Source organism: Variovorax sp. GW458-11-26-14-LB1, from assembly GCF_059423965.1.
This window is the reverse complement of record NZ_JBWKYW010000024.1, coordinates 1-21,415: the sequence shown is the minus strand read 5'-3', so window position 1 is coordinate 21,415 and position 21,415 is coordinate 1. Positions and strand designations below refer to the sequence as shown.

The window sequence follows — 21,415 nt, the reverse complement described above, 5'->3', positions numbered from 1 at the left end:
CGCCCTGCCCCGGACCTCACCAGCCCGTCAGCAGGCGCACGAAGCGCATCACCGGCCGCGCCGCCACCGGCGCCGTGGCCCGGGCCGTGCGCTGGGGCGCATGCACCCGCAGGTGCACCGCCGTCACCGCCGACACCTCGATCCACCCGCCCTGCGGCACGCAGTGCATGTCGCCCTCGCCGAGCAGCGTCTCGGTCATGAACACCGTCTCGCCCAGCCAGCCCGGCGGCGACACCACGCGGGCACGGCCCTCGGCCAGCTGCAGCCAGGCGCCCGCATCGACGGCGGTGCGCAGCGACTGGCCGGGTTCGAGGACGATGGAATCGGGGGCTTCGGACAGGGTGGTGATCATGGCGGACCTCGGGTGGATGTGGGCTTCATCGTAGGAATTCCACCGCCCGAAAAACAGGCACACCCGATGGCTATTGCGACCGGAACAGCCGGGCCGCCACACCATCTGTTATGGTCTTTTTCCCAGTCAACTGCATCTGTTTTCGGATGCCCGATGCGGGGAACATCGACCCATGGACTCGCTACCGCTCTACCGCCAGCTCGCGGCGCACTACGTGGACGCGATCCACGCCGGTTCGCTCAAGGCCGGCGACAAGCTCCCCTCGCTGCGCAGCCTGATGCGGCTGCACGACATCAGCCTCTCGACCGCGCTGCAGGTGTGCCGCGCCATGGAAAGCGAAGGCTGGGTCGAGGCGCGCGACCGCTCCGGCTACTTCGTGCGCCGCCCGCAGCGGCTGGCCATCGCGGCCATGGAAGAACCCGTGTCCGGCCTGCCGCCCGACCCGGCGCAGTTCGTCAACATGCGCACGCGCATGGCCAACTTCATGGCGCGCGGGCGGCTCAACGACGTGAAGCTCAACTTCGCGATCTCGCGCGCCGCCCCCGAGCTCTACCCGGCCGAGGCGCTGCGCAACGCCATGACGCGCGCGCTGCGCCAGCGCCCCGAGCTGCTGACCACCGCCTCCTCGCAAAAGGGCCACGAGCAGTTCCGCCAGGTCGTGGCCCAGCGCAACCTGCGCGTGGGCATGACCGTGGCACCCGACGACGTGCTGGTCACCAACGGCTGCATCGAGGCGCTGAACCTCGCATTGCGCGCCATCGCCAAGCCCGGCGACACCGTGGCCGTCGAATCGCCCACCTTCTACGGCCTGCTGCAGGTGCTCGAGAGCCTGGGCCTGCGCGGGCTGGAGATTCCCACCAGCCCGCAGACCGGCATCTCGCTGGAAGCGCTCGACCTGGCCATCCACACCTACGACGACATCAAGGCCGTGGTGGTGGTGCCGCACCTGCAGAACCCCATCGGCAGCGTGATGCCCGACGCCCACAAGCAGCGGCTGGTGCAGCTGTGCGAAAGCCACGGCATCGCGCTGGTCGAGGACGACACCTACAGCGACCTGGTGGAGACCGAGGTGCCGCCGCGCGCCATCAAGTCCTGGGACCGCACGGGCAACGTGGTGTATTGCGCCTCGCTGCACAAGGTGCTGGCGCCGGGCCTGCGGCTGGGCTGGATCACGGCCGGGCGCTGGCACGCGCAGGTCGAGATGCTCAAGTACGCGCAGACGCGCAACAACGAGGCGCTGGCGCAGATCGCCGCGGGCGAGATCATTGCCAGCGGCGGCTACGACCGCCACCTGCGCCGGCTGCGCGAATGCCTGCACACGCAGCGCGACCAGACGGCCGACGCCATCGCCCGCTACTTCCCGGCCGGCACGCGGCTGAACCTGCCGCGCGGCGGCTTCCAGCTGTGGGTGGAACTGCCCGAGCGGCTGTCGTCGGTGGCAGTGTTCGAGGCGGCCCTGCGCGAGCACATGCTGGTGGCACCGGGCGCGCAGTTCTCGAACGCCTCGCGCTTCGACCACTACCTGCGCATCAACTGCGGCTGGCCCTTCAGCGAAGCGGTCGACGCGGGGCTGCGGCGGCTCGGGCGGATCGTCGAAGAAGGCTGTGCGGCGCAGAAGCACCCGCCGGCGACGCTGGTGCGATCGCCGCGCGCTGCAACTCAGTCCAGCAGCGCCAGAGCCGCGTAGTCGCCCACCTTGTCGCCGAGTCCGGCGGGCACCAGCAACACGCCGCGCGTGAGCGGCGGCAGCTTGCCGTCGACCTGCGCCTGCAGCCGCGGCAGCACGAAGTCGCGGTGGTGCAAAAACACGCTGCCGCCCAGGCTGATGCGCTGCAGGTCGAGCGTGATGACCAGATTGTAGAGCATGCGGCCGATCACGCGGCACAGCGCGTCGGCCTTCTCGAGCGCGGCGGCGTCACCGGCCGCGGCGGCCGTGAACAGATCGGCCGCGGGCTGGCCGAAGCGGTGCGCGATCGAATTGCCGCCCGCCAGCGCTTCCACGTCGCCCAGGTTGCCGCAGCCGCACAGCGCGCCGCTGTCGTCGTCGACCACGAAGCTGTGGCCCGCATGGCCGGCGTTGCCGTTCTTGCCGCGCAGCGCCTTGCCGTCGACGCACAGGCCCACGCCCACGCCCGTGCTCCAGGTGGCGTAGGCACAGTTGTCGAGCCCCTTCAGCGCGCCCCAGTGGCGCTCGGCCTCGAGCGCGGCCACGGCGTCGTTCTCGACGCGCACGCGCGCGAAGCGGCGCGCCAGCGGCGCCTCGACGATGGCCGTCATCCAGTTGTTGGGCAGCCCGCGCGAGGGGCCGGCGATACCGCCGCAGATGTTGGGCGTGGCCAGCTCGACCATGCCGTCGTGCAGCTCGAAGGGCCCGGTCGACGACACGCCCACGCGGTCGATGCTGGCCGGGTCGATGCCCTGCTCGGCGCACACCTCATCGATGAGCCGCAGGATCTGCACCGCCACGGCGTCGTTGCTGCCGGTCTTGGCGGTGGGCTCGCTGCGGCGGCCGATCAGCGGCGCGTCGCTCGAAGCGGAAAGGCTCACGGCGACCTTGGTGCCGCCGATGTCTACGCAGGCTCTCATTGCGGGGTTCTCTTCTTTCTCTGTCTTGCCCGTGCCGTGCTCAGAGCAGCCGCGCCACCAGCGCCGCGATCATGCTGAGCACCACCGTGCTCGCGATCGGCAGCTGCCAGTCGCGGCCGAAGGCGCGAAACTCGAAATCGCCGGGCAGCCGTCCGAAGCCGAAGCGGCGCAGCCAGGCGGTCAGGCCGCTCATGAGCACCAGCGCCAGGACGACGACGATCAGCCAGCGGAACATGCAGACAGTCTAGGCGGCCAGTACAGCCAGGGCTTGTCGGTGAAGTTCGGGTGTGGCTGCAGCGATCACGCGCTGGTCGGGATTCAGCCCCAGCGACCGGCCCTCCCAGTCGGTGACGACGCCGCCCGCGGCCTCGATCAGGCCCGCCGGGCCCAGGAAGTCGTAGGGCTGCAACCCCGTCTCGACCACGAGGTCGATGGTGCCGCCAGCGAGTTGGGCGTAGCCGTAGCAGTCGCCGCCGAAACGGCGCATCGCGCACTGGCGGCTCAGGCGGTCGAAGGCGCTCCAGTCGGCCGGCGAGAAGATGTCGGGCGAGGTGGTCACGATGCGGGCCTTGGCGATCTCGGTGCAGCCGCTCACGCGCACGGGCTGGCCGTCGCGCGTGGCGCCCTTGCCGGCCTCGCCCACCCAACGTTCTTTCAGCACCGGCATGTCGACCATGCCCAGCACCACGCGACCGCCCTGCAGCACGCCGATGAGCGTGCCCCACAGCGGCGAGCCGGTGATGAAGCTGCGCGTGCCGTCGATCGGGTCGAGCACCCAGATGCGGTCGGCGTCGAGCCGCTCGGGGCCGTGCTCTTCGCCGAAGATGCCGTCGGCGGGCACGCGCGCGCCGAGGATCTCGCGCATGGCTGTCTCGGCGGCGCGGTCGGCCAGCGTGACCGGGCTTTCGTCGGCCTTGGTGATGATGTCCAGCGGCGTGCGGAAGTAGCGCATCGACTGGGCGGCGGCCGCATCGGCCAGCGCACCGGCGATCGCGGAAAGGTCGGGGGCGGAAGAGCTCATGGGAAGGAGAACGCGTGCCAAAAGCTGCGATTAGACCCGAGCCCGCAGCCCTTGCGCCATCGCCGGGGCATTCGTCCGCCCGGCCCCTTCGCCTGTTGGCTAGCGCTGCTGGCCCCAGCGCCGCACCGTGAGCCGCTCCAGCGTGCGAAAGCCCAGGCTTTCCACCAGCAGGCCGATCAGCACCACCAGCGCGAGGCCGGCGAACACGCGGTCGGTGTACAGCTCGTTGCGGTTCTGGAAGATGTACCAGCCCAGCCCGCCCTTGCCCGACGAGGCGCCGAACACCAGCTCGGCCGCGATCAGCGTGCGCCATGCAAAGGCCCAGCCGATCTTCAGCCCCGACAGGATCGACGGCAGCGCGGCCGGCACCAGGATCTGCAGCACGTAGCGCAGCCCCTTCAGCCCGTAGTTGCGCCCCGCCATGCGCAGCGTCTCGGGCACGCCCTGGAAGCCCGCATAGGTGTTGAGCGCCAGCGGCCACAGCACCGAGTGGATCAGCACGAACACCAGGCTACCCCGGCCCAGCCCGAACCACAGCAGCGCCAGCGGCAGCAGCGCGATCGCGGGCAACGGGTTGAACATCGAGGTCAGCGTGTCCAGCAGGTCGCGCCCGATGCGCGTGGACACGGCCAGCGTGGTGAGCCCGAAGGCCAGCAGCACGCCCGCCAGGTAGCCCTGCAGCAGCACGGCCAGCGAGATGCGCACCTTCTCGACCAGCTCGCCGCTCGCCAGCCCCTCGGCCAATGCGCGGGCGGTGGCGGTGAAGGTGGGCAGCAGCAGGTCGTTGTCCTGCCAGCGTGCTGCCAGCTCCCACAGCACGGCGATGACGGCGAGGATCAGCCCCTTGCGCAGCCAGGTGTGCGAGGCCAGGCGCGTGGCCAGCGGCAGCGCGCGTTCGACCGGCAGTTCTGTGAAGGGCTCGAGCGTGCGTTCGTATTCGGGGCGGATGGGTGGCGTCAGGGTGCTCATGGTGTGCCCTGTTCTTCCTCGAACAGCATGTCGTGAATGCGCCGCGCCGTCGCCTGAAAGTCCGCACCGCCCAGGCTCTCGAGCGAGTAACCGTGGCTGTTGAGTTCGGCGCGCATGCGCCCCGGATGCGGCGACAGCAGCGCCACGCGGTTGCCGACCACCAGCGCCTCCTCGATCGAGTGCGTGACGAACAACAGCGTGAAGCGCACCTCGTCCCACAGCTCCAGCAGCTCCTGCTGCATGCGGCGGCGCGTGAGCGCGTCGAGCGCGGCAAAGGGCTCGTCCATCAGCAGCACGCGCGGCTGCATCGCCAGCGCCCGCGCGATCGCCACGCGCTGCTTCATGCCGCCCGAGAGCTGGTGCGGGTGCACGTCGGCGAATTTCGAGAGGCCCACCTTGTCCAGGTAATGCAGCGCGCGCTCGGCCGCTTCCTTGCGCCCCAACGTGCGCGAGGCGAGCAGCGGGAACATCACGTTCTGCTTCACCGTCTTCCACGGCGGCAGCTGGTCGAACTCCTGGAACACGACGATGCGGTCGGGCCCCGGCTGCGTCACGCGCCGGCCGTCGAGCCGGATCTCGCCCTCGACCGGCGGAATGAACCCGGCCACGGCCTTGAGCAGCGTGGACTTGCCGCAGCCCGAGGGCCCGAGCAGCACGAAGCGGTCGGCGGCATGCACGTCGAAGCTCACGCGGTGCGTGGCGCGCACCACGCGCTCGGGCGTGCGGTACTCGAGGCTGACGCCGTCGACCTGCAGCAGCGCATCGTGCACGTACGGCGGTGCCGCGTCGCCCGTGGCCACCACGCCGCGCCGCCGGGCCGGCCGCTGCGGCGCCGCCGTGCCGCCAAGGAAGGCCGCGGCGGGCGGCCCCGCCAGGCGCTCGAGCGGGGACAGCATCGCGTCAGTTCCCCGAGGCCGTGTGCGCGTCGTCGAAGAAATAGTCCTTCACCGACGCCGGCTTGTTCTTGATCGCGCCCACGCGGTGCATGAACTCCGCGAACACGTAGGTGTTCTGCGGCGCGGTCTTGAACTGCACCTCGGGGTTCTTGATGATCTTCAGCAGCAGCTCGCGGTCGAGCTTGGCGTTGCTCACCTTCAGGTAGATGTCGGCCGCCTTCTCGGGGTTGGCCGTGACGAACTTCGCCGCCTCGTCGAGCGCATCGACGAAGGCCTTGTAGGTCTTGGGGTTCTCGTTGCGGAATTTCTCGGTGGCGTACAGCACCGTGGCCGACGACGGCCCGCCCAGCACCTGGTACGAGTTCAGCACGATGCGCGCGTTCGGATTGCCCGCGAGCTCCTGCTCCTGGAACGGCGGATTGCCGAAGTGCCCCGTGATCTCCGTGCCGCCCTTGATGATCGCCGCCGCCGCGTCGGGGTGCGGCAGCGCCACGCTGATCTTGTCGAGCTTGTTGAACTCCTTGTCGCCCCACAGCTTGGCCGACGCGATCTGCAGCACCCGCGACTGCACCGACACGCCCACAGCGGGCAGCGCGATGCGGTCCTTGTCCGTGAAGTCGGCGATCGACTTCACGTTCGGGTTGTTGCTCACCAGGTAGTACGGAAAGTTGCCCAACGAGGCCACGCCCTTCACGTTCTGCTTGCCCTTGGTGCGGTCCCACAGCGTGAGCAGCGGCCCCACGCCCGCACCCGCGATCTCGATGTTCCCCGACAGCAGCGCGTCATTCACCGCCGAGCCGCCCGAGAGCTTGACCCACTCCACCTTCGCATCGACCCCTGCGGCCTTCGCGTGCTTCTCGATCAGCTTCTGCTCCTGCGCCACGTTGAGCAGCAGGTAGACGATGCCGAACTGCTCGGCGATGCGGATCTGCCCTTCGGCGTGCGCGGCCAGGCTGCCGGCGAGAAGGCCGAGGCCGGTGACGAGTGCGGCGGCGCGGCGGGTGAAGCGGTTCATTGGAAAGTCCGGAAGAGAAGGAGAAGAAGAAATCAGAACGGCGTGTCGCCCACGATGGTGGTGCGGTTGAGCCGGCGGCGCAGGTGGTCGGGCGTGCCTGCCGCGAGGTGCATCAGCGAGCGGTTGTCCCAGAACACCAGGTCGTGCGGCGCCCACGCGTGGCGGTACACGAACTCGGGCTTCACGCTGTGCGCGAACAGCTCGACCAGCAGCGCATCGCTCTCGCCTGGTGGCAGGCCGACGATGCGCGTCGTGAAGTGCTCGCTGACGAACAGCGCCTTGCGCCCCGTCTCCGGGTGCGTGCGCACCACGGGTTGCACGGCGGGTGCGACCTGATCGATCTGCGCCTGTGAAAGCTTCGGCCGCCACGGATTCTTCGCACGCAGCTCCTCGTATTTCGCGAGGTAGCTGTGCTCCGCCTTCAGCGGCAGGATGCGTTGCTGCAGCTCGGGACTCAACGCTTCCCACGCCAGATGCTGGTCGGCAAACAGCGTGTCGCCGCCTTCGCTCGGCAGCTCTTGCGCGTGCAGCAGCGAACCCAAGCTGGGATGGGGCTTGTACGAAATGTCGGAGTGCCAGTACACGCCCGCATCGCCGAGACCGATCGGTTCGCCGTTCTCCTTGATGTTCGAGACGATCAGGATCTCGGGGTGGTTCTTCAGCTGGAACTGGTGCAGCACGTGAATCTCGAGCGGCCCGAAGCGGCGGCTGAAGTCGATGTGTTGTGCGGGCGTGATGCGCTGGTCGCGAAAGACCAGCACGTGGTGGTCCAGGTGCGCGCGGTGGATGCGTTGGAAGTCGGCGGCGTTGATCGGCTCAGCAATGTCGAGCCCGACGATCTCCGCACCGACAGGCGCATCGAAAGGCCGCACCTCGAAGTGCTGCGCAGGGGCCTCGGCAGTGGAGGTTGCACGGGAAAGAACGGCAGTCATGCCGCGAATGTAGGAGCGCGCCCTCCATTCCCCAACGAAGTCTTTGTTGCTTGCTTATGACCAAGTCTTTCCGTTGAAAGCACAAGCTCCAAGCGCTCAAAGCGCGCAGCGCCTTTGGCGCCATGGTGGCCGAGCGCAGCGACGGCCCGCCCGGTATCCAAGCCCCTCTGGCTGCGCCGAGGAGCGCAGCGTTTCGCGGATCAGGGCTCGCCCTTGTTTGAGCGAAGCGAGTTTGGGCGAGACCCCGCGAAACGCGAGCACCGCAGGTTGCCCGCAGCGAAGCGGAGGGACGCAGACAGTGGGGTCGCCTTTTCTTTGCTTACTTTCTTTTGGCGAAGCAAAAGAAAGTGAGTCGCCCGCCGGGGCGAGTCCCGGCCCCGGAAAGCAACCCCTCAGCCCAAAGCCAACAACCCCTCGAACTTCAAAGCTAGGAAATCCACAAACCCCCGAACCCGAGCCGGCACAAACCTCCCACTAGGCAACAGCGCATGCAACGGATAAGGCTCCGTCTCCCAGTCAGGCAGCAGCCGCACAAGACGACCTTCCCGAATGTCATTACGCACATCCAGCGCAGACTTCAGCGAAATCCCATACCCCGCCACAGTCCACTCCCGCGCCAGCGAAGCATCATCCACACTGCGATCCCCATTCACCCGCACCTCCGTCCACTGCCCCAACTGCGCAAACCGCCACACCCGGTGCCGTCGCCCACTCCGGTTGAACGTCAGGCAGTTGTGCTGCAGCAGATCCTGCGGAACCCGAGGCAAGGGATGCCGACGCAGATAGTCCGGTGAAGCCGTCAGCACCGGGTTCGTCAGCGCAAACGCCCGCGCCACCAGCCGCGAATCGGCCAGCGCCCCGTAGCGCAGCGCCACATCCACCTCGTCCCGCATCACGTCCAGCGGCCGATCCCCAACAGACAGCGACAACTGCACCCCCGGGTGCAACGCCAGGAACTCGTCGAACCAGGGCAGCAAGGTGCTGCGCGTGAGGTCCGACGGCGAGGCCACCCGCAAGGTACCGACAAGTTCGCCGCGATCCGCAGTGACCAGCGACTCCCCTTCGTCCAGCAGTTCAAAAGCACGCACCGCATAGTCGAGCAGCGTCTGCCCCTGCGGCGTCAGCCGCATCGCCCGCGTCGACCGCTCGAACAGCCGCGCCCCCAACTGCGCCTCCAGCCGCTTCAACGTCGCACTGGCCGCCGCCGGCGTGATCCCTAGCGCGTGCCCCGCCGCCGTGAGCGTGCCGCCACGCGCCGTCTGCACGAGCACCTGCAGGTCCGATATATTTTCAATCTTCATTTGAAAGTGCTGGTGATTCAGACCACCTTATCAAACAGACGTTGTCATCCTACAGTCCAGCCATCGTTCCAGAAAGAAGGTCTCTTCCCATGAAAGCCGTCGGCTACCACCAGCCCCTCCCCATCGACAACCCCGAATCACTGCAGGACATCGAGCTCCCCGCCCCGGTGCCCGGCGCGCGCGACCTGCTGGTGCGCGTGAAGGCCGTGTCGGTCAACCCGGTCGACACCAAGGTCCGCAAGAACGCCGCCCCCGAAGCCGGCCAGGCCAAGGTGCTGGGCTGGGACGCGGTCGGCATCGTCGAAGCCATCGGCAGCGGCGTGCAAAACTTCAAGGTCGGCGACCGCGTCTACTACGCCGGCTCCATCATTCGCCCCGGCGCCAATTCGGAGCTGCACGCGGTCGACGAGCGCATCGCCGCCCTCGCCCCAAAGAGCCTCGACGACGCGCAAGCCGCCGCCTTGCCGCTGACCACCATCACCGCCTACGAACTGCTGTTCGACCGCCTCCAGGTGCCCAAGGGCGGCGGCGAAGGCCAGACGCTGCTGATCACCGGCGGTGCGGGCGGCGTGGGCTCCATCCTCATCCAGCTCGCGCGCCAGCTCACGAAGCTGCGCGTGGTCGCCACCGCCTCGCGCGCCGAAACGCGCGCCTGGTGCCTGGCGCTGGGCGCGCACGTCGTCATCGACCACTCGAAGCCGCTCGCCGCCGAACTGAAGGCCGCCGGCATCGATGAAGTCGACATGGTCGCCAGCCTCACGCAGACCGACCAGCACTACGCGCAGCTCATCGAAAGCCTCAAGCCCCAGGGCCAGCTCGCGGTGATCGACGACATGAAGGTGCTCGACGCGATGCCGCTGAAGACCAAGTGCATCTCGCTGCACTGGGAAATGATGTTCACGCGCTCGCGCTTCACCACGCCCGACATCGCCGAGCAGGGCAAGCTGCTGGCCGAGGTGGCCGCGCTGGTCGACGCGGGCCGCATCCGCACCACGGCGAATGCGAGCTTCGGCACCATCAACGCCGCGAACCTGCGCAAGGCGCATGCGCTCATCGAGAGCGGCAAGGCGCAGGGCAAGGTGGTGCTGGCCGGGTTCTGATCTGCGCACAATCGGTCGCATGACCGAAGAAAGCACACACCCGCCCCTCATCGAATTCGACACCCCGCGCCTGCGGGTGCGCCAATGGCGCGAGAGCGATCTCGCGCCATTTTTCGCGCTGGCCTGCGACCCGCAGGTGATGGAGTTCCTGCTCCCCTTGCCCACGCGCGCCGAGAGCGACGCAGCGGCGAACCGTGCCCGGGCGCTCATCGCGCAGAAGGGCTGGGGCTTCTGGGCCGTCGAGCGCAAGGACACAGGCGAGTTCATCGGCTTCACCGGCCTGAACGTGCCGATGGCCTCGCTGCCTTTCTCGCCCTGCGTGGAGATCGGCTGGCGCCTGTCGCGCGCCAGCTGGGGCCAGGGCTTCGCGACGGAGGCGGCGCGCGGCGCGCTGCAGGTCGGCTTCGAACGGCTCGGGCTCGACGAGATCGTGGCGTTCACCGCCAACGGCAACCTGCGCTCGGCCGCCGTGATGGCACGCATCGGCATGCACGAGGACGTGGCCGGCGCCTTCGAGCATCCGGCGGTGCCCGAAGGCGATGCGCTGCGCGGCCACCGGCTGTTTCGCATCGACCGCGCGGCATGGCAGGCCGCGCAGCGCGCCTCAGAATGAATGCAGCAGCAGGGCGGCGCCCGACACGATCGCGAAGACCTGCACGAAGATGCGCAGCACGCGGCCGTTGATGCGCCGATGCACCACGCGGCTGAGCACCGCGCCCACGACCAGCGCAGGCAACAACAGGGCCGCCGCGTAGAGCTGTGAGCCGTCGATGCGCCCCGCCGCCATCAGCGTGGCCAGCGACACCAGCTCGCCGACCAGGAAGCACAGCGCAATGGTCGAACGCATGGTGGGCGCCGGCTGGTGCTGGTAGACCAGTGCCAGCGGCGGCCCGCCGATGCCGGTCGCGGTTTCGGTGACGCCGGTGACGAGCCCCGCCGCCACGAAGGCGGTGCGGCCCGGCGAGAAGGCCGGCATCATCAACGTGACCAGGGCCGCCGCGATGGTCGAGGCACCGACGAACAGCGACAGGTGGCTCGCGCTCAGCGCCGCCAGCACCCACAGGCCGCCGACGGTGCCGAGCAGCCGCCCGCCGGTGATCCAGCTGGCGCCGGTGCGGTCGATGGCGCCGCGCTCGCGCCACATCACGTAGAAGTTCAGCGGCAGCATCAGCACCAGCACGCACACGGGCAGCAGGTCGGGACGCACGATGCCGATCACCGGCGCGGCGATGAGCGCAAAACCGACGCCGGTCGCGCCCTGCACGAAGGCGGCGAACAGCACGGCGAGCGAGACGAGGACAAGGTGCTGCGCGCTCACTGCGAGTGCCGCTCCGAGGCCAGGCGGCGGTGCGCGGCGGCCGGCGGATGCAGGCGCACGATGGGCGCGCGGTCCATGGCCGCGTGGGCGACGCGCGCCAGTTGGCGCTGCAGCGCGCGCGCATCCCAGTCGGGCGGCCAGCCCTCCCACAGGCGCAGGCGTCCGTCGACGAACACGGCCACGATCTGGTCGCGGTTGCCCAGGCGCACGAGGTCCCACGTGAGATCGACCGAGGTGCACATCTCGGGCGTGTCGACATCGACGATGAGGAAGTCGGCCGCCTTGCCCACGGCGATCTCGCCCGTGAGATGGCCCAGGCCCACGGCGCGCGCGCCTTCGTGCGTGGCGTGGTCGAACCAGGTCCAACCGCCACCGCTCGATGCGTCGCCGATGGCCATGCCGAAGGTCAGCTTCTGCGCGGCCTCGGCCGCGTCCATCAGGCGGAAGGCGTCGCTGCGCGTGGCGTCGGTGCCCAGGCCGAAGCGGATGCCCAGCGCGGCCATCAGGTTCGCGGGCGCCACGGCGTTGCCCTTCCACTGGCTGGCGACGGGGTTGTAGCTCACGGCGGTGTCGGTGTCGCGCAGCACCATGAGTTCCGACGGCGTGACCAGCGTGCCGTGCGCGATGAGCACCTGCGGGCCGAGCGCGCCCAGGTGCGCCAGCAGCTCCAGCGGCCGCCTGCCGCGCTGCACGACCGAGCGCTCGACCGAGGCGAGGTGTTCGTTGACGTGCGTCTGGAACACGGTGCGCGCCTCGGCGCACAGGGCCGACACGGCGACCAGCATCTCGTCGGACGCCGCTTCGGGCACCGAGATGGCGAGCGAGGGATGCACCAGGTCCGCACCCGACCACTGCTGCAGGAACTGCGCGGCATGCGCCTGGATCGCCTGCCGGTCGGCGGCGCTGCTGTCGTTGCCACCGTCGTTGCAGATCAGGCCCAGCACGCAGCGCAGCCCGGCCTCCTTCACAGCCGCGGCCACGGCGCCGATGTCGCCCGGCGCGCGCGTGCCCGCGTCGCACACGGTGGTGAAGCCGCCGCGCAGCGATTCGAGCGCCGCGAGCTTGGAGGCCATGTAGACGAACTCGTCGTCCAGGCTCGACTCGAGCGGCACCCACACGCGCCGGAAGATCTCGGACGGCTCGCCATAGGCCAGCGACTTGCCGAAGGACTGCGTGAGGTGGTGGTGCGCGTCGATCATGCCGGGCATCAGCAGTTTGCCGGGCAGGTGCAGCGGTGTGAGCTGCGGGTGGCGGGCGATGAGCGCGTCGGCGGGGCCGACTTCGCAAAAGCGCCCGCCTTCGATGCGCACGGCATGGCCGGTGGCGGGGCCGTCGCGCAGCATCAGGTGGTCGGGAACGAGCAGCAGCTCGTCGGCCGCGAAGTGCGCGGCATCGAGTTCAGGAGACATGGTCAAAGGAGAGAGCGGGAAAAGAAATGAGGAGGCGCTCATTGCGGCGCCGGTGCGATGGCCGGGCTGTCGGCCGGCACGCGGTTGAACACCAGGTTGAGCACCACCGCCGTGAGCGAGCCCATGGCCAGGCCGTTGCCCAGCACCAGCTGCAGCGTGTCGGGAAAGCGGCTGTACAGGCCCGGCACGACGATGGGCAGCAGGCCCATGGTCAGCGCGCCGGCGAGCACGAACATGTTGCCGCGCTCGTGCAGGTCGACCTTGCGCAGCATGTCGATGCCCATGGTGCCGATGATCGCGAACACCACCATCGCGGTGCCGCCGACCACGGCCGACGGGATGGCGCTGGCCAACCGGCCCAGCGGCGCCGACAGCGCGATGAGGATCAGGATCACGCCGGCCGCGGCCGTCACGTAGCGCGAGCGCACATTGGTGGCGCGCACGATGCCGATGTTCTCGCCGCTGGTGATGATCATCGAGGTGCCGAAGAGGCCCCCCGCCAGCGACACCAGCGCGTCGCCGCGGATGGTGCGCGGCACCACGTCGCGCGCATCGATCCTGCGGCCCACCACCTCGGCCACCGCCACCGTCTGCCCCGTGGCCTCGACCATCGAGATGATGCTGAAGATGAGCAGCGGCACGGCCGCCACCAGGTCGAAGCGCGGCATGCCGAAGGGCAGCAGCGTCGGCGCGCTCCAGAAGGGCCCGGCCGCCACGCTGCTGAAGTCCATCAGCCCGCAGGCCGCGGCCAGCACCGTGCCGGCCAGCAGGCCCAGCAGCACCGCGAGCTGGCCGAGCGTGCCCTTGAACACGCGCGCGAACAGCACCGTGAAGCCGATGGTCGCCAGCGCCAGCCCGATGTTCACCGGGTCGGCAAAGGTGGACGTGCCGGCCTTGCCCGCGATGATGCCGCCGTACACCTTCACGAGGTTGATCGACACCAGCAGCAGCAAGGTGCCGATGACGATCTTCGGAAAGTAGCGCAGGCAGCGCGCGAACACCGGCAGCACCAGGAAGTAGAAGAGCGCCGTGAGGATCACCGCGCCCGAGGCCGTCTGCAGGTCGCGCTGCTGGGCGATGGTCACGAACATCACGATGGGCGCGCCGCCCGGCACCATCACGAAGGGCAGGCGCGCGCCGAACTTCCACGGCCCGAACGACTGCAGCAGGGTGCCCACGCCGCACAGCAGGAAGGTGGCGCTGATCAGGTTGACCGTGAGCGCGGACTCCAGCCCCAGCGCCTTGGCCACGAGGAACACCGAGGTGATCGGCACGGCCGCCATCACCAGCACGTGCTGCAGGCCGAACAGCAGCAGTTGCGACAGGGGCAGCACCGCATCGACCGGGGCGATGGCGGAAGGCGCGCCGACAGGCGCGACCGGGGGCACAGCAGAGGCATCGGGCACACGGGACATCATGGAATCCTTGAACCGGGACCGCGCCCAAATCGATTTGGGCGCACTGGCAAAAAAAACCGCCGAAGCGGGTGAAGTACATTCCGTGGCATGGCGCCCCAAAACGATTTGGGAATTGAATCACCGCTTTTCGAAAAGGTCAACGGGATGAGCACTGATCCATCGCCGCGGGCAAACATCAAGGACGTGGCGCGCGAAGCGGGCGTGTCGCCGACCACCGTCTCGCACGCGCTCAACGCCCGGGGCCAGGTCGACGCCGAAACGCGCGCGCGCGTCGAGCAGGCGGCGCTGAAGCTGGGCTACCGGCCCAACCGCAATGCGCAGCGGCTGCGCACGGGCGAGGCGCACATGATCGTGCTGCTGTCGTCGATGCCGTTCGCGGTGGCCGGCGGCCCGTCGCGGCTCGGCTTCCTGATGGAGGTGGCGGCCGTGGCGGCGGCGGCGGCGCTCGACCGCCGCCTGGCGCTGGTGCTGGCGCCGCCCATGGAAACCGGGCGCGTGCCCATGGAGCTGCTCGACGTGGACGGCGCGCTGGTCATCGAGCCTTCGGCGGGCGACCCCAACCTGGCGTACCTGCTGCGGCGCGGCCTGCCGGTGGTGGCCATCGGCAAGCCGGCCGAGGAAGCGGCCGACGGGCCGGCGATGCCGCCCTATGTCGACATCCATTCGGGCCAGACGACGCGCCTGCTGCTCGAGCACCTGCACGACCAGGGCGCGCGCAAGGTCGCGATGATCCTCGGCTCGGCCGCGCGCAACTCCTATGTGGAAGGCCAGGCGGCCTACCAGGCCTTTGCTGCCGCACGCGGGCAGGCACCGCTGCTGTCGCTGGTCGACGAGGCCGAGGGCGAGAACGGCGGGCGGCAGGCCGCGCTGGCGCTGCTGGAAGCACACCCCGACATCGACGCCTTCTGCGTGCCGGTCGACGCGTTCGCCTCCGGCACGGTGACGGCCGTGCGCGAATCGGGCCGGCGCATTCCCGAGGACGTGATGGTCGCCACGCGCTACGACGGCCTGCGTGCGCGCACCTGCGTGCCGCCGCTCACGGCCGTCGACCTGCACCTGGACGAGGTGGCGCAGCAGGCGATTGCGCTGCTGTTCGACCACCTGCGCGGCGACACCAGCCGGCGCCGCGTCGACGGGCCGGCGGCCCAGCTGGTGCCGCGCCTGTCGTCGGCGCGCCGGGGCTGATCGCGCCTCAGTTGGGCTTGCTGCGCGACACACGCCACACCGCGTTGCCCACGTCGTCCGCCACCAGCAGCGCGCCGCCCTTGTCCAGCGCCACGCCCACCGGCCGGCCGTGCGCCTTTTCGTCGGCGCTCAGGAAGCCCGTGAGGACGTCGACCGGCGGCCCGCTCGGCTTGCCGCCGATGAAGGGTACGAACACCACCTTGTAGCCCGACTTGGGCTTGCGGTTCCACGAGCCGTGCTCGCCGATGAAAGCGCCGTTCGCGAACTCGGGCGGCATGCCGCGTGCGTGCGAGAACACCAGGCCCAGCGGCGCGACGTGCGCGCCCAGCGCGTAGTCGGGCGCCAGCGCCTTGGCCACGCGCTCGGGCTGTTGCGGCGTGACGCGCGCATCGACCACGCCGCCCCAGTAGCTCCAGGGCCAGCCGTAGAAGGCCCCCTCTTTCACCGAGGTGAGGTAGTCGGGCACGAGGTCGCTGCCGATCTCGTCGCGCTCGTTCACCACGGTCCACAGCACGTTCGTCTCGGGCTCCCAGCCCAGGCCGTTGGGGTTGCGCAGGCCGCTGGCGAACAGGCGCTTCTCGCCGCTCTTCGCATCGACCTCCCAGATCGCGGCGCGGCCCTCTTCGGCCGCCATGCCGTTCTCGCCGATGTTGCTGTTGGAGCCGACCGTGACGTACAGCTTGCTGCCGTCGGCGCTGGCGATGACGTTCTTGGTCCAGTGGTGGTTGAGGCCGGCGGGCAGCGCCGTCACCACGGTGGGCGTGGCGCTGACCGAGGTCTGGCCCTCGGTGTAGGGCACCTTCACGAGCGCGTCGGCGTTGGCGATGAAGAGCTCGTTGCCGACCAGCGCCATGCCGTAGGGCGAGCTGAGGTTCGCCAGGAACACCTGCTTCACCTCGGCCAGGCCGTCGCCGTCGGCGTCGCGCAGCAAGGTGATGCGGTTGGCGCTGGGCACGCCGGCGCCCGCGCGGCCCATGACCTTGCCCATGACCCAATTGCGCACCTTGGCGACCGGGCCGCTGGCGCCGCTGCCCTCGGGCTTGGGCGGCTTGTTGCTCTCGGCCACCAGCACATCGCCGTTGGGCAGGGTGTAGACCCAGCGCGGGTGGTCCAGCCCGCGCGCCAGCGCCGTCACGCGCAGGCCCTCGGCGGGCGTGGGCCCGGCGGTGTCGGTCCAGCCGACGGCGGGCGCCACGTTGACGGTGGGGATCAGCGTCTTGTTCGGGTCGGCCAGCTGCGGCCGGGGGCCGGTCGTGAGCTCGGGCGCGAGCTTGGCGGTCTCGCCGCAGCCGGCGACGAGCAGCACGGCGGCCACGGCCGCTGCAGAAAGAGCGAGGCGGACGGGAAGGTGCGGCGATGCGTTCATGCGGATTCCTTGCGCGGCAGGCGGCCGCAGACCGCCGGATCATGCGCAATCGCACGGCGCAGGCGTGTCGGCCGTGGGCGCTTTCCGGCGTGCGCGCACCTCCTTCGCGCATCGTCGCTACCATCGCCGCATGACCGACGACCTGTTCCGCGCCGACGCCTACCTGCGCACCTGTGAAGCCCGCATCCTGCGCATCGACGACACCGGCATCGTGCTGGACCGCACCGTGTTCTATCCGCTGGGCGGCGGGCAGGCTGGCGACGCCGGCGCGCTGGTGCTCGCCGACGGCCGCGAAATCGCCATCGCCGACACCCGCAAGGCCAAGGACGCCGAGGGCCAGCCGACCGCCGAATTCGTCCACGTGCCCGCGCCCGACCAGGCCGATCTGCTGGCCGCGCTGGCGACCGGCGACACCGTCACCGCCCGCCTCGACTGGGAGCGTCGCCACCGGCTGATGCGCTTTCACACCGCCAGCCACCTGCTGTGCCACCTCGTGCCGGTGCCGGTGAACGGCTGCTCGATCACGCCCGAGTACGCGCGCATCGACTTCCACATCACCGACCCGCTCGACAAGGAAACGCTCACCGCCGGCCTCGCCAAGCTGGTCGAGGCCGCCCACCCGCTGACCGTGGGCGCCATCAGCGACGCCGAACTCGACGCCAACCCCGCGCTGGTCAAGAGCATGAGCGTGCAGCCGCCGCGCGGCACGGGCACGGTGCGCACCATCCGCATCGGCGGCACGGGCGAAGACGGCGGCACGCCGTCGATCGACTTCCAGCCCTGCGGCGGCACGCACGTGGCCAACACGGCGGAAATCGGCGCCATGGTCGTCACGAAGATCGAAAAGAAGAGCGCGACCACCCGGCGCGTGGTCCTGGGCTGGCCCGCGGCCACCGCCGTCTGAGCCCCCGGACAGACCCGGCCCCCAGGAACTTCGCCCCGCCCTCTGGCTCCGACTGACCGGCATGACCTTTTCGCGCATCTCTTTCGCTACTTTTCTGATAGCTACCGCCGCAGCCTGCATGCCGGCTGCGGCCCAGCTGGCTCCGAAGACCGGGGCCGTGGTCACCACCCCCCACGTGCGCGCCGAACTGGTCGCCCACGCGCCCCAGGGTGTGGCGCCCGGCGCGCCGGTCTGGGTCGGGCTGCAGATCACCCACCAGCCCGAGTGGCACACCTACTGGAAGAACGCCGGCGATTCCGGCCTTCCGACCGAATTGAAGTGGACGCTGCCCGCCGGCGTCTCGACCGGCGAGATCGCCTGGCCGGTGCCCAAGAAGATCCCGGTCGGCACGCTCGCCAACTACGGCTACGAGAACACCGTGCTGCTGCCGGTGCCGCTCGAGGTCTCGACGCTCTACAAGCCCGACGTGGCGCTCACCGGCGGCTCGCCGGCCATGGACATCAAGCTGCAGGCCTCCTGGCTGGTCTGCCGCAAGGAATGCATTCCTGAAGAGGGCGAGTTCACGCTCTCGCTGCCCACGCGCGGCTCGACCGCGCTGAACAAGGCGGCCTTCGACACCGCGCAGGCCGCGCAGCCGCAGCCGCTGGGCACGCCCGGCGCGATCGCCGTCGAGGGCCAGCAGCTGAAGGTGCGCCTCGAAGGCCTGCCCGCCGCCGTGCGCGGCAAGACGCTCGAGTTCTTCCCCGAAACGCCCGAGGTGATCCGCACCGCGGCCGTGTCCGGCAAGGACTGGACACAGACTTGGGACGGCGCGACCTGGACCGCCACCGTGCCGCTGGCCGATCAGCGCAGCGAAAGCCCCACCGCCATGCCGGTCGTGGTGGCACTGGCCGAGGCCGACCGCCAGGCCGGCCAGCCCGTGGCATGGCGCGCCGAAGCGCCGGTGTCGGGCACCTGGCCCGCCGCCACCGCCGCACCGCGCGCCGCCGAGGTGTCGCCCGCGCTGCAGGCGGCGCTGGCCGCCAACGCGGCCCAGGCGGCGGCCCCTGCTGCCGCTGCGCAGGCCCAGCCCGCCGGCACCTTCATCGTCGCCCTGCTCGGCGCGCTGCTCGGCGGACTGCTGCTCAACCTCATGCCCTGCGTGTTCCCGATCCTCGCGATCAAGGTGCTGGGCTTCGCGCGCCAGGCGGGCAACGCCAGCGCGCACCGCAAGGCGGGCCTGGCCTACACGGGCGGCGTGATGCTGTCCTTCCTCGCGCTGGGCGGCGCCATGCTCGCGCTGCGCGCGGCCGGTGCGCAGCTCGGCTGGGGCTTCCAGCTGCAGTCGCCCGGCGTGGTGGCGGCGCTGGCGGCGCTCTTCACCCTGCTCGGCCTGAACCTGGCCGGCGTGTTCGAGTTCGGCCGCGCCGCGCCGCAGTCGGTGTGCAGCGCGCAGGCCAAGCATCCGCTGGCCAACGACTTCCTGTCCGGCGTGCTCGCCGTGGTGATCGCCTCGCCCTGCACCGCGCCGTTCATGGGCGCTTCGCTGGGCTTTGCCATCGGCCTGCCGGCGGCCCAGGCGCTGCTGCTGTTCGCCGCGCTGGGCCTGGGCCTGGCGCTGCCCTACCTGGTGGCGGGCTTCGTGCCGGCCGTGGCGCGCCTGCTGCCCAAGCCGGGCCCGTGGATGCACACGCTGCGCCGCCTGCTCGCCTTCCCGATGTTCGCGACCGTGGCCTGGCTGGTCTGGGTGCTGGGCCAGCAAAGCGGCATCGACGGCGCGGGCACGCTGCTCGCGCTGCTGGTGTGCCTGGCCGCCGTGGTCTGGGCGCTCACGCTGACCGGACGCACGCGCATCGTCATCGCCACCGTGATGATCGCCTTCACCGCCGTGCTGGCCGGCACCATCGGCCGCAACATCGTGCAGGTGCCCGAGCCGACTGCGAAGCTGGCCTCGGCAGCGCCGAACGACGGCGAGCGCTGGCAGCCGTGGTCGGCCCAGCGCGTGAACGACATGGCGGCCGCGGGCCGGCCCGTGTTCATCGACTTCACCGCCGCCTGGTGCGTGACCTGCCAGTACAACAAGAAGAGCACGCTGGCCGACGCTGAGGTGCTCGCCGACTTCGACACGAAGCAGGTCGCCATGCTGCGCGCCGACTGGACCCGCCGCGACCCCGCCATCACCGCCGCGCTCACCGCGCTGGGCCGCAGCGGCGTGCCGGTGTACGTGCTGCAGGCGCCGGGCAAGGCGCCCGTCGTGCTGACCGAAATCCTCAGCAAGGACGAGGTGCGCGCCGCGTTGGCAGCGCTTTGAGCGCCGATGCGGTGAATTGAAACAAGATGACAACGCCGCTGTCATGGGTTGTCACACGCACTTGAAGAAACCGTTCTAAGCTGCAGTTGTTGTTTGGAATTTTGTTTTTTGGAGTTCAAGCTGGCCATGACGCTTTCGCCCACTGTCGACTCACGCTCCCTTCGCGCCGCGCGCCAGGCACGCGCCGCCCTCAGCCGCGCTTCCCGCCGCGCCGTCGTGGCCGCCGCCGTCGCGCTGGGCGCCACCTTCCTCATGGGCACCAACGCCTTCGCCGCGCCCGCCGTGGGCCAGCAGGCGCCCGACTTCGTGGCCGTCGACACCACCGGCGCCAAGCACAAGCTGTCCGACTTCGCGGGCAAGTTCGTGGTGCTCGAATGGACCAACCCCGGCTGCCCCTTCGTGCGCAAGCACTACGGCAGCGGCAACATGCCGGCCACCCAGAAGGCGGCCACCGACAAGGGCGTGGTCTGGCTCGCGATCAACTCCACCGAACGCGCCGCCAGCGACTACCTGAAGGCCGACGCGCTCGACGCCTGGATGAAGTCGCAGAAGGCCGCGCCCACCGCCGTGCTGATGGACGAAGACGGCGTGATCGGCCAGGTCTACGGCGCGCGCACCACGCCCCACATCTTCATCATCGACCCCAAGGGCACGCTGGTGTATGCCGGCGGCATCGACAGCATCGCCTCGGCCCGCGTCGACGACATCAAGACCGCCACCAACTACGTGAACCAGGCGCTGGGCGAAGTGACCGGCGGAAAACCGGTGTCGATGGCGAGCACGCGGCCGTACGGGTGTTCGATCAAGTACAAGAGTTGAGCGTGCGGGCGCTGTGCCCGCAGGGAATCACGCTCAAGGCAGGGCGCAGCATTCCTTTCTTGCGTCTTCGATGAGGCGCTGTTTCCCGGCCTGGAACAGGCTCATCCTTCTTCACGACGAATGACAAATCCCACGCATGGCGAAAGGTGTGCGTGGAGTTTGACGATTGTTATCAGTGTGATCGCGAGGCGACTCGCAAACTGCGCGACCTGTTTTCCTCCCAAGGAAGTCGTCGATGCCGCGCACGCTGTCTGTCTCTTCTGCTGCGATCCCTGTTGTTCTTGGTCAGGCTGCACTGGCGCCCGTGCGGCTGTCGGGACATGAAGGGGTCAACAGCCTCTTTGCCTACGAGCTCTTTCTCAAGACCCCGGATGCGCTGGCTCTGTCCGGTGTCTCTTCTGGCGCCGACTTCGACCTGGATGCCTTCATCGGCCAGGAGATCAGCTGCGAGATCGAACTCGATGGCTCTTCCCCCCGCCAGATCAACGCCCTGATCACCGACGCAGCCCTGTGGGGCGAGGAAGGGCGCCACGC

21 protein-coding genes are annotated in these 21,415 nt (G+C 69.7%); 8 read left to right on the top strand and 13 right to left on the bottom strand.

Annotation, left to right across the window (positions count from 1 at the left end; all coding sequences use genetic code 11):
- Positions 1-16: 16 nt before the first annotated feature.
- Positions 17-352: a hypothetical protein gene (locus AC07YS_RS17175; protein ID WP_307583109.1), complete on the bottom strand. Its 336-nt coding sequence runs from the start codon at positions 350-352 to the stop codon at positions 17-19.
- Between the two features lie 172 nt (positions 353-524).
- On the opposite strand from AC07YS_RS17175, the gene AC07YS_RS17170 reads away from it, so the two are divergent.
- On the top strand, positions 525-2,039 hold the full coding sequence (locus tag AC07YS_RS17170) for an aminotransferase-like domain-containing protein (protein ID WP_495268889.1): 1,515 nt from the start codon (positions 525-527) through the stop codon (positions 2,037-2,039).
- Here AC07YS_RS17170 and AC07YS_RS17165 read toward each other — a convergent pair.
- The 8 genes from AC07YS_RS17165 to AC07YS_RS17130 all read right to left on the bottom strand — a co-directional run bounded on the left by AC07YS_RS17165 (position 2,012) and on the right by AC07YS_RS17130 (position 9,072).
- Positions 2,012-2,938 carry an ROK family protein gene (locus AC07YS_RS17165; protein ID WP_495268890.1) on the bottom strand — a complete coding sequence of 309 codons (927 nt, stop codon included), beginning with the start codon at positions 2,936-2,938 and terminating at the stop codon, positions 2,012-2,014. The genes AC07YS_RS17170 and AC07YS_RS17165 overlap by 28 nt on opposite strands.
- A 40-nt stretch (positions 2,939-2,978) precedes the next feature.
- Positions 2,979-3,173: a DUF2905 domain-containing protein gene (locus AC07YS_RS17160; protein WP_056575522.1), complete on the bottom strand. Its 195-nt coding sequence runs from the start codon at positions 3,171-3,173 to the stop codon at positions 2,979-2,981.
- A 9-nt stretch (positions 3,174-3,182) separates the two neighbouring features.
- The gene (hisN, locus tag AC07YS_RS17155) at positions 3,183-3,959 is read right to left on the bottom strand and encodes a histidinol-phosphatase (protein ID WP_495268891.1); all 777 of its coding nucleotides are present in this window, start codon (positions 3,957-3,959) and stop codon (positions 3,183-3,185) included.
- Positions 3,960-4,058: 99 nt separating this feature from the next.
- The gene (locus tag AC07YS_RS17150; RefSeq protein WP_095743641.1) at positions 4,059-4,928 is read right to left on the bottom strand and encodes an ABC transporter permease; all 870 of its coding nucleotides are present in this window, start codon (positions 4,926-4,928) and stop codon (positions 4,059-4,061) included.
- Complete coding sequence (locus AC07YS_RS17145; protein ID WP_495268892.1) at positions 4,925-5,824, bottom strand: ABC transporter ATP-binding protein; 900 nt, start codon at positions 5,822-5,824, stop codon at positions 4,925-4,927. The genes AC07YS_RS17150 and AC07YS_RS17145 overlap by 4 nt, the downstream gene beginning before the upstream one ends.
- 4 nt (positions 5,825-5,828) lie before the next feature.
- A complete protein-coding gene (locus AC07YS_RS17140) occupies positions 5,829-6,839 on the bottom strand; it encodes an ABC transporter substrate-binding protein (protein WP_070060080.1) in 1,011 nt (336 codons plus the stop codon).
- 32 nt (positions 6,840-6,871) lie between these two features.
- Positions 6,872-7,771: a TauD/TfdA dioxygenase family protein gene (locus AC07YS_RS17135; RefSeq protein ID WP_495268893.1), complete on the bottom strand. Its 900-nt coding sequence runs from the start codon at positions 7,769-7,771 to the stop codon at positions 6,872-6,874.
- 392 nt (positions 7,772-8,163) lie between these two features.
- Positions 8,164-9,072 carry a LysR family transcriptional regulator gene (locus AC07YS_RS17130; RefSeq protein WP_095949478.1) on the bottom strand — a complete coding sequence of 303 codons (909 nt, stop codon included), beginning with the start codon at positions 9,070-9,072 and terminating at the stop codon, positions 8,164-8,166.
- Between the two features lie 89 nt (positions 9,073-9,161).
- On the opposite strand from AC07YS_RS17130, the gene AC07YS_RS17125 reads away from it, so the two are divergent.
- The gene (locus AC07YS_RS17125; protein WP_495270293.1) at positions 9,162-10,172 is read left to right on the top strand and encodes a zinc-binding alcohol dehydrogenase family protein; all 1,011 of its coding nucleotides are present in this window, start codon (positions 9,162-9,164) and stop codon (positions 10,170-10,172) included.
- A gap of 19 nt (positions 10,173-10,191) precedes the next feature.
- A complete protein-coding gene (locus AC07YS_RS17120; protein ID WP_495270292.1) occupies positions 10,192-10,785 on the top strand; it encodes a GNAT family N-acetyltransferase in 594 nt (197 codons plus the stop codon).
- Here AC07YS_RS17120 and AC07YS_RS17115 read toward each other — a convergent pair.
- The 3 genes from AC07YS_RS17115 to AC07YS_RS17105 are packed head-to-tail and all read right to left on the bottom strand — an operon-like array spanning position 10,777 to position 14,314.
- Positions 10,777-11,490, bottom strand: coding sequence for a sulfite exporter TauE/SafE family protein (locus tag AC07YS_RS17115; protein ID WP_062480617.1), 714 nt, complete (start codon positions 11,488-11,490; stop codon positions 10,777-10,779). The two genes, AC07YS_RS17120 and AC07YS_RS17115, sit on opposite strands and share 9 nt — an antisense overlap.
- The gene (locus AC07YS_RS17110; RefSeq protein ID WP_495270291.1) at positions 11,487-12,899 is read right to left on the bottom strand and encodes an amidohydrolase family protein; all 1,413 of its coding nucleotides are present in this window, start codon (positions 12,897-12,899) and stop codon (positions 11,487-11,489) included. Before AC07YS_RS17110 ends, AC07YS_RS17115 begins: the two co-directional genes overlap by 4 nt.
- Positions 12,900-12,937: 38 nt before the next feature.
- The gene (locus tag AC07YS_RS17105; protein ID WP_495270290.1) at positions 12,938-14,314 is read right to left on the bottom strand and encodes a uracil-xanthine permease family protein; all 1,377 of its coding nucleotides are present in this window, start codon (positions 14,312-14,314) and stop codon (positions 12,938-12,940) included.
- Positions 14,315-14,461: 147 nt separating this feature from the next.
- Between AC07YS_RS17105 and AC07YS_RS17100 the strand changes: the two genes are divergently transcribed.
- Entirely contained in the window at positions 14,462-15,502 is a 1,041-nt protein-coding gene (locus AC07YS_RS17100; RefSeq protein ID WP_495270289.1) for a LacI family DNA-binding transcriptional regulator, read from the top strand.
- A 7-nt stretch (positions 15,503-15,509) separates the two neighbouring features.
- Here AC07YS_RS17100 and AC07YS_RS17095 read toward each other — a convergent pair whose 3' ends face one another.
- The gene (locus AC07YS_RS17095; RefSeq protein ID WP_495270288.1) at positions 15,510-16,868 is read right to left on the bottom strand and encodes a PQQ-dependent sugar dehydrogenase; all 1,359 of its coding nucleotides are present in this window, start codon (positions 16,866-16,868) and stop codon (positions 15,510-15,512) included.
- A 130-nt stretch (positions 16,869-16,998) separates the two neighbouring features.
- Here AC07YS_RS17095 and AC07YS_RS17090 point away from each other — a divergent pair, with 130 nt between their 5' ends.
- The 4 genes from AC07YS_RS17090 to AC07YS_RS17075 form a co-directional block, all read left to right on the top strand.
- The gene (locus tag AC07YS_RS17090; protein ID WP_495270287.1) at positions 16,999-17,772 is read left to right on the top strand and encodes an alanyl-tRNA editing protein; all 774 of its coding nucleotides are present in this window, start codon (positions 16,999-17,001) and stop codon (positions 17,770-17,772) included.
- A 61-nt stretch (positions 17,773-17,833) separates the two neighbouring features.
- Positions 17,834-20,062 (top strand): protein-disulfide reductase DsbD family protein, encoded by a 2,229-nt coding sequence (locus AC07YS_RS17085; RefSeq protein ID WP_495269923.1) that lies wholly within the window; start codon positions 17,834-17,836, stop codon positions 20,060-20,062.
- 126 nt (positions 20,063-20,188) lie between these two features.
- Positions 20,189-20,881, top strand: coding sequence for a redoxin domain-containing protein (locus AC07YS_RS17080; RefSeq protein ID WP_174250269.1), 693 nt, complete (start codon positions 20,189-20,191; stop codon positions 20,879-20,881).
- Between the two features lie 235 nt (positions 20,882-21,116).
- Positions 21,117-21,415, top strand: a 299-nt coding sequence (locus AC07YS_RS17075) for a contractile injection system protein, VgrG/Pvc8 family (RefSeq protein WP_495273816.1), incomplete at its 3' end; no start/stop codon positions are given.